8 protein-coding genes and 1 pseudogene are annotated in these 7065 nt (G+C 63.7%); 6 read left to right on the top strand and 3 right to left on the bottom strand.

What is annotated here, in order from left to right:
* From VGP39_RS17870 to VGP39_RS17860, 3 genes and pseudogenes are all read left to right on the top strand, one after another.
* A pseudogene (locus VGP39_RS17870) lies at positions 1-405 on the top strand (hypothetical protein); the annotation flags it as partial.
* A 106-nt stretch (positions 406-511) separates the two neighbouring features.
* Positions 512-1186 (top strand): hypothetical protein, encoded by a 675-nt coding sequence (locus tag VGP39_RS17865; RefSeq protein WP_327569428.1) that lies wholly within the window; start codon positions 512-514, stop codon positions 1184-1186.
* A complete protein-coding gene (locus VGP39_RS17860) occupies positions 1183-1782 on the top strand; it encodes a hypothetical protein (RefSeq protein WP_327569427.1) in 600 nt (199 codons plus the stop codon). The genes VGP39_RS17865 and VGP39_RS17860 overlap by 4 nt, the downstream gene beginning before the upstream one ends.
* Here VGP39_RS17860 and VGP39_RS17855 read toward each other — a convergent pair.
* Positions 1779-2165: a YkvA family protein gene (locus tag VGP39_RS17855; RefSeq protein WP_327569426.1), complete on the bottom strand. Its 387-nt coding sequence runs from the start codon at positions 2163-2165 to the stop codon at positions 1779-1781. The genes VGP39_RS17860 and VGP39_RS17855 overlap by 4 nt on opposite strands.
* A gap of 86 nt (positions 2166-2251) precedes the next feature.
* Complete coding sequence (locus tag VGP39_RS17850) at positions 2252-2560, bottom strand: 4a-hydroxytetrahydrobiopterin dehydratase (protein WP_327569430.1); 309 nt, start codon at positions 2558-2560, stop codon at positions 2252-2254.
* A gap of 296 nt (positions 2561-2856) precedes the next feature.
* Between VGP39_RS17850 and VGP39_RS17845 the strand changes: the two genes are divergently transcribed.
* Both VGP39_RS17845 and VGP39_RS17840 read left to right on the top strand, forming a co-directional pair.
* Positions 2857-4191: a TAXI family TRAP transporter solute-binding subunit gene (locus tag VGP39_RS17845; protein ID WP_327569429.1), complete on the top strand. Its 1335-nt coding sequence runs from the start codon at positions 2857-2859 to the stop codon at positions 4189-4191.
* Between the two features lie 244 nt (positions 4192-4435).
* On the top strand, positions 4436-5122 hold the full coding sequence (locus tag VGP39_RS17840; RefSeq protein WP_327569425.1) for a cyclase family protein: 687 nt from the start codon (positions 4436-4438) through the stop codon (positions 5120-5122).
* 67 nt (positions 5123-5189) lie between these two features.
* Here the strand turns inward: VGP39_RS17840 and VGP39_RS17835 are convergent, their stop codons facing one another.
* Entirely contained in the window at positions 5190-5546 is a 357-nt protein-coding gene (locus VGP39_RS17835; RefSeq protein ID WP_327569424.1) for a hypothetical protein, read from the bottom strand.
* Positions 5547-5885: 339 nt separating this feature from the next.
* Here VGP39_RS17835 and VGP39_RS17830 point away from each other — a divergent pair.
* A partial coding sequence (locus tag VGP39_RS17830; RefSeq protein WP_327569423.1) for a GTP-binding protein occupies positions 5886-7065 on the top strand: 1180 nt, incomplete at its 3' end.

The raw sequence follows: 7065 nt of genomic DNA, 5'->3' as shown, positions 1-7065 counted from the left end.
GCTGTCGTCATCATCGCCGACCAGCCGATCCGCTGGCGGCTTCAAGGACTAGCGCCCGCCTCCAGGCCGAGCGTCGGGTTTGAAGGCTATGCCGCCTTCGACGTCCTTGGCGGTCAGCCGGGCTCGCTTGCCGGCTTCCGTATCGGCGCGTTCGGTGCCACCGGCTTCGCGCGCGCGGTGGATCCGACTGAGGGCGAAGTCAGCATCCGCCAAACATTCTGTGCGTCGCTGCAGAACTGGGCCGACCATTTCGGCCTGCCGTTCGACGCCGTCCGTTTCACCCTGCTGCTCAATCCAAGCCGCATCGCGCCGAACCCGAGTTCGACACCGAGCGACGGCGAAATCGTCAAGACCGTGTCCAGCGCCGACCTCGATCGCCTGTGCAAGCTGCGCGCGAATCGGTGATGCGAGGGGAGATGCCATGAGTCCCGACAACGGCGGCTTTGGCCGGCGCGGCATGCAACCGACGCAGGGCGCGCCACAGCCGCCCACGGCTTCGACCGGACACGGGATGTCGCCGCTGGTCAAGCAGATCGGAGGTATCGCGCTCGGTGTCGCGCTCGCCTTCGCGCTCGCAGGGGCCAACATGTACTTCATGAAACAGATGGGCAAGTCGCTCGACCGGAACTTCGTCGAAAACGCCGCGGCCGGCAATCCTGCAGCGACGATCGAGCAGGTTGGTGGCGATGACGATCTGCTGCAGAGTGTGCATCGCATCTGCACGAGGCGCGCCGCCCAAGCCAAGCTCACGGAGGCGCAGACGCGCGCGGTTGACTTGTCCTTTCATCTCGAGGCCGGAGAGAGCGAACTTATTCGCGCCGCCGCTTACGTGGCCTGCTTCGCGGCGGAACAGCCGAAACGCTTCTGCCAGAAGCCGCAGCGGCAGCATCTGGCCGAGGCAGTGCGACAGTATCTAAAGCTCTACAATCAGATGCGCGAGGAATGGCAATTGCAGACGGGATCCCGGGTGGCGCCCACCGCTGCAGCGATTCGACCGGGTCAGTTCGCCGTGACCGACATACCGAGTGCCCGGGTCGATCCGCAGCTTGTGGAGAATCTGCGCGCGCTGGCCACAAACGGCTTCATCGCGGCCAGCGATTTCGGCGGATTTGCCGCGTTCGGCACGCCGCGTGAGGTGACCGATGCGCTCAAGGGCGTCGAGGCCAGGAATGGAACCTGCGGATGAGCCTGCTGGAACACGGACTGCCGACAAACTTCTTCACCCGCTGGCGCGCGGTTGCTGCCGGTCTCTGCATTGCCGGCGCGCTGCTCATCGCCAGCGAAATCTATCTGAAGGCGAAATACTACGTCTCCGAACCGCAGACCGCGCCGGCCTGCTATGGCGGGGAGCACGTCGCGGGGAAACAGATCATTCCCTCCCGCGACTTGCGCGACCGCAACGGACGCTCGATCGACCACCGCCATGCCTCATTCGACGCCGATCAGGTGACTCTGGCGCTGCGCATCTGCACAACGCAATCCTGTCCCAGCGAGGCGTGGAAGGCGTACAAATCGGCAATGTTCTGGTATCTTTCCCCGCGTCTGCAACATACGTCCCAGCTCTATCGCAGCTACGGCGACGACGGCCTGGCCCGTGCGCGCATGATTTATCGCGACCCGCTCGACGTGAAGGTGGTCGACGGCCTGCGCGAGCGCTATACCGCCGGCGTCTTCCGCCTCAACGACTTTCGCCAGAACCACGCCGCGGTGGCGATCCTCGTGCTCAAGGGTAGCGAAGCCCTGCGCCCGTGCGGCAAGGGCGAAGCGGTCGAGGACGACTAGGCAGAAGAAATATCCGCGGTGTCCACACCCCGCTTCAGCGCCGCACGCGCGGCGTCGCGATGTTCCGGCGTGATGTGGGTCAGCACCATCCGGATTGCGGTGGCGAGCACGGCGGCGTCGTCGGTGAAGCCGAGCACCGGCAGCACGTCCGGCACGAAATCGAACGGCAGGATAAAGTAGGCGATGGCGCCGAGCAGCGACGCCTGCACATGGCGTGGGGTCTGTTTGTCGAAGGCGCAATAATAGGCGGCGAGCAGGTCTTCGGCGAACGGCAGATGCGCTGCCACGCGCTTCAGCTTGCTCCAGAAGCGTCGGCGCAGGCTATCGCGGTCCTGCGCCAGCCGGTCGGCCGGCTCGAAACCCACGCTGTGGTCGGACGCCATCGCTGGGGCTCCCCTGAGGCTGAAGCGCGACGGACCGCGCCGATAAGCCTGAATTGGGGATGTCGGGCCGCCGCCGCAAGCATGGCTCAGGCGGCGCCGAGCTGCTTGGCAATCGCGTTCATCGCCTGCGCCAGTTCGACGTCGCGCGCGGTGACGCCGCCGGCGTCGTGGGTCGCCAGCACCACCTCTACGGTCTTGTAAACATTGCGCCATTCCGGGTGGTGATCGCTCTTTTCGGCGACCAGCGCCGCCCGGGCCATGAACCCGAACGCCTCACTAAAATCCTTGAAGGTGAAGGTGCGCTGAATCGCGTCGCGGCCCGCGACCTCCGACCAGCCGGACAGCCCCGTCAGGGCCGATTTGCGGGCCTCCGCCGACAGTTTCTGCACCATGATCGCCTCCCGTTTCTCGCCAGCTTCATCCTAACACCGGGCAGCGCGATCCGGTCCATGATGTCGCAGCCCGCATCGCCGCCACAATAACGGGCCAAAAGCGGCCCAAAGCCCCTGCCTGGGAACCATGACGCAGATGTAATGCCTCCAATGGCAGGATATTTGCTAGGATTCGGGATCTAACCGCTGGACCTGCTGAATTGAGCCTGAAGCAGCTTTTTTCCCGATCGATGGAGGGCGGCTCCCAGCTTGGCGGACCGGTGGCGCCGCCGTCGCCGCGTTCGATGAAGCGGAAGATGATGCTGATCACGCTGGCGGGCACGCTGGCGCTGGTCGGCGCAGTCAGCGCCGCATATTACTTCGCGATGCGGCCGGTGACGCTGCGGATCGCGGTGGGTCCTCCGAACAGCGACGACGTCAAGGTCGTTCAAACACTGACGCAGTCATTTGCGCATGGCTACGTCCGTTTGCGTCCGGTGCAGACCGAGGGCGCAACCGCGAGCGCCCAGGCGCTTGCCGACGGCAAGACGGATCTTGCGATCATCCGCGGCGATCTCGATGTGCCGAAGAATGCGCAAGCCGTCGCCACGCTGCGCAAGAACGTCGCGGTGCTGTGGGTGCCGCCGGCGGCCAAGGCCAAGAAACCCGCTCCGAAGATCACCAAAATCCAGCAGCTCGCCGGCCGCCGCATCGGGGTCGTCGGCAGGACCCCGGCCAATGTCAATCTGCTCAAGGTGATCCTGCGGCAATACGGCGTGGATGCCAGCAAGCTCGAGATCGTGCAATTCCCCGCAAATGAGGCCGCCGAGGCGATCCGCAACCAGAAGGCGGATGCCTATCTCGCGGCGGGACCGGTCAACAGCAAGATCACGTCGGACGCGATCAACGCTTCGACGCGTGACGGCGCGTCGCCGACGTTCCTTGCGATCGATGCGGCGGCTGCGATCGCGCAGAACTATCCGGCCTACGAGGCATCGGAGATTCCGGCCGGCGCGTTCGGCGGCTCGCCCGCGCGTCCCGACGATGAGGTGAAGACGATCAGTTTCTCGCACCATATCGTGGCGCGCAAAGGCCTGTCGGAGGCGACCGTCTCCACCTTCACCCGGCAATTGTTCGCTGTGCGCCAGACGCTGCTGTCGGAATTCCCGCTTGCGGCGAAGATCGAAACCCCGGACACCGACAAGGATGCCGCCATTCCGGTGCATCCGGGCGCCGCGGCCTATGTCGACGGCGAGGAAAAGACCTTCCTCGACCGCTACAGCGATTACATCTGGTTCGGGCTGATGGGCCTGTCGCTGCTGGGTTCGATCGGCGCCTGGTTCGCGAGCTATCTGAAGAAGGACGAGCGCAGCAACAACTCATCGCTGCGCGAGCGGCTGTTCGACATGCTGGCGCTGGCGCGGCACAGCGATTCGGCCGATGAGCTCGACCAGATGCAGGCCGAAGCGGACCAGATCCTGCGCGAGACGCTGAACAGCTTCGAACAGGGCGCGATCGAACAGGGAGCGCTGACCGCCTTCAACATCGCGCTGGAGCAATTCCATAACGCGGTCGCGGACCGCAAGGCGCTGCTGACCAGCATGCCGCAAAACCTGCAACGGGCCGGCGTTCAGCTGCGGGCCAGCGGGGCATAAACTGCGTCAAAAAATACGAATCCTTTTCCAAGCCACACATTCAGCCGTCATCCTGAGGTGCCCGCCGCGCAGCCGAGCCTCGAAGGATGGCCACAGGCGCCGTGCTCGCGGCGATCCTTCGAGACGCCGCGCAAGAGCGCGGCTCCTCAGGATGACGGCGGTGTTGTAGCGATCAACAAAAACTGGCGGCCGATGCGTGAATCTCGTAGAAGACCGACCCCATCGATAGTGCGGAGCACCGTTCGTGAAAATCGTCGATCTCAGTCGTGAACTCTACCACCGCACCCCGAGCTATCCGGGCCATCCTCCCATCATCCACGGCGTCTGGAAGACTCATGAAGAGTCCTTTGCCGACAGCGGCAACGTGTATGGCCTCTCGTCGATGTTCATCTCGATGGCCGACCATGGCGGCACCCACATCGACGCGCCGAGGCATTTCGGCAAGACCGGCCAGCCGATCAACGAATACCCGCTGGAGAACTGCATCGTGCCGGGCATCTGCCTCGACCTGCGCCACATCGCGCCGCGCGCCGAGATCGCGCCTGATGATCTTAAAGCCGCGGTGAACAAAGCGGGCGTGCCGGTGCCGAAAGGCGGCACCGTCCTGCTCTGCACCGGCCATCACGACCGCACTTTTCCGCGCAAGGAATATGCGACCGACAATTCCGGCGTGAATGTCGCCGCCACCGAATGGCTGGCGCGGCAAGGCGTGGTGCATTTCGGCATCGACTCGATGCGCCCCGGGCCCGACGGCAAGGTGAACCTCTTGGTTCACAAGGCCTGTCTCGACCTCGGCATCACCCATATCGAGAGCCTGTGCAATCTGGAGGCGCTGCTGGGCCAGGGCCGCTTCACCTTCATCGGCCTGCCGCTGAAGTGGCGCGACGGCACCGCCTCGCCAATCCGCGCGGTGGCCGTGTTTGATCTGTGACCGGTGGAGCGCCGATGCGTTCGCGGCCACCTCAAGAGTGCCACATGCGGGGTGCAGCCAATCGATCTTAGGTAGGTGCGGGTTCGTCCGGATCAGTGACCAGCTCCGGCCACCGCGATGACGCACATTTCTGCACCGCCTTCATTAGCGCGCGATGCTCATTGACTATGCCGTTCAACGCGCAGATCACGAATTTAGCCATCTCCAAATAAGGCAGACCCCAGATCAGCTTGCCGAGATCGCCTGAAAGGGAACTCGCCGCACTCAAAACTTGGACGCCTGACGGCAATTTAACCTCGGCGTGCGGCTCATTTGATTCCGTATGGCCGAAGGACTGCTGATACTTAAGCTGCGCTTGATCAAAATCGAAGCCTTGCGTCTTCATCACTTCGCGAAGCTGCGCTTCGTCGATTTCCCCTGCCAATTTGCCCTCCATCTCGCCGGGACCCGTTGCATAGCACGAGCGCTAGTAATCCCACGGCGATCGCCAAAAGGAAAACCGCATTGTAAGAGGCCCACGTGGGGATACCCGTCAAATCTTTCGTTGGTCACAAAAATCAGGATCAACCCATTGTTTTTTGGCGATTTCTGAATATATTGCGCCGCAACGAGCAAGGTGTGCCCGGTCCTTTTGGCCGGGCTTCCTTTTTGGGCGCCTGAGCGCCTTCGAACTCCAGGTTTTTTGAGCGCGATCCGGAAAAGTGGGTCCCGGTTTTCCGGCGAGATCACGCTCCAGCCATTGTCCGACATTAGAAGAAGAGCCATGAATCTCCGCAACATCGCCATCATCGCCCACGTCGACCATGGCAAGACCACGCTGGTCGATCGCCTGCTGCAGCAGTCGGGCGTCTACCGCGACAACCAGCGCCAGGTCGAGCGCGCGATGGATTCCAACGACCTGGAGCGCGAACGCGGTATCACCATTTTGGCCAAGGCGGCGTCGGTGCAGTGGAAGGACACCCGCATCAACATCGTCGACACCCCGGGCCATGCCGATTTCGGCGGCGAGGTCGAGCGCATCCTCAACATGGTGGACGGCGCGCTGGTGCTGGTGGATGCCGCCGAAGGCCCGCTGCCGCAAACCAAATTCGTGGTGTCGAAGGCGCTGCGCATGGGCCTGAAGCCGATCGTCGTCATCAACAAGGTCGACCGCTCCGACGCCCGCCCCGTCGAAGTCATCAACGAGGTATTCGACCTGTTCGCCGCGCTCGACGCCACCGACGAGCAGCTCGATTTCCCGATTCTCTACGGATCGGCCAAGCAGGGTTGGATGGCGACCTCGCTGGAGGGTTCGCACGACGACGGCATGAAGCCGCTGTTCGATCTGGTGCTCAGCCACGTTAAGCCGCCGGTGGTGGAAGAAGGCCCGTTCCGCCTGCTCGGCACCATCCTGGAAGCCAATCCCTATCTCGGCCGCATCATTACCGGCCGCATCTCATCGGGCTCGGTCAAGCCGAACCAGAGCGTCAAGGTGCTCGATCACGATGGCAAGCTGATCGAGACCGGCCGCATCACCAAGGTGCTGGCGTTCCGCGGCATCGAACGCATCGCCGTGGATGAGGCGGAAGCCGGCGACATCGTTGCGCTGGCCGGACTGCCGGACGCCACCGTCGCCCACACCATTTGCGATCCCTCGGTGGAAAAGCCGATTCCCGCGCAGCCGATCGATCCGCCGACCCTGGCGATGACCTTCCGCGTCAACGATTCGCCGCTGGCCGGCACCGAAGGCAGCAAGGTCACCGGCCGCATGATCCGCGACCGCCTGCTGCGCGAGGCCGAAGGCAATGTGGCGCTGCGGGTCCGCGAATCCGACGACAAGGACGCGATGGAAGTGGCCGGACGCGGCGAATTGCAGCTCGGCATCCTGATCGAGACCATGCGCCGCGAAGGTTTTGAGCTGTCGGTGTCGCGCCCGCGCGTCGTGCTCAAGCAGGACGAGGCGA

This window comes from Bradyrhizobium sp. (assembly GCF_036009065.1).
Lineage (GTDB): Bacteria > Pseudomonadota > Alphaproteobacteria > Rhizobiales > Xanthobacteraceae > Bradyrhizobium.
This window is presented reverse-complemented; position numbering and strand designations above follow the sequence as displayed.

Excerpts from the sequence above, each read along its gene's own strand:
- VGP39_RS17865 (WP_327569428.1), top strand. The coding sequence starts at position 512 with ATGTCGCCGCTGGTCAAGCAGATCGGAGGTATCGCGCTCGGTGTCGCG.
- VGP39_RS17860 (WP_327569427.1), top strand. The coding sequence starts at position 1,183 with ATGAGCCTGCTGGAACACGGACTGCCGACAAACTTCTTCACCCGCTGG.
- VGP39_RS17855 (WP_327569426.1), bottom strand. The coding sequence starts at position 2,165 with ATGGCGTCCGACCACAGCGTGGGTTTCGAGCCGGCCGACCGGCTGGCG.
- VGP39_RS17845 (WP_327569429.1), top strand. The coding sequence starts at position 2,857 with ATGCTGATCACGCTGGCGGGCACGCTGGCGCTGGTCGGCGCAGTCAGC.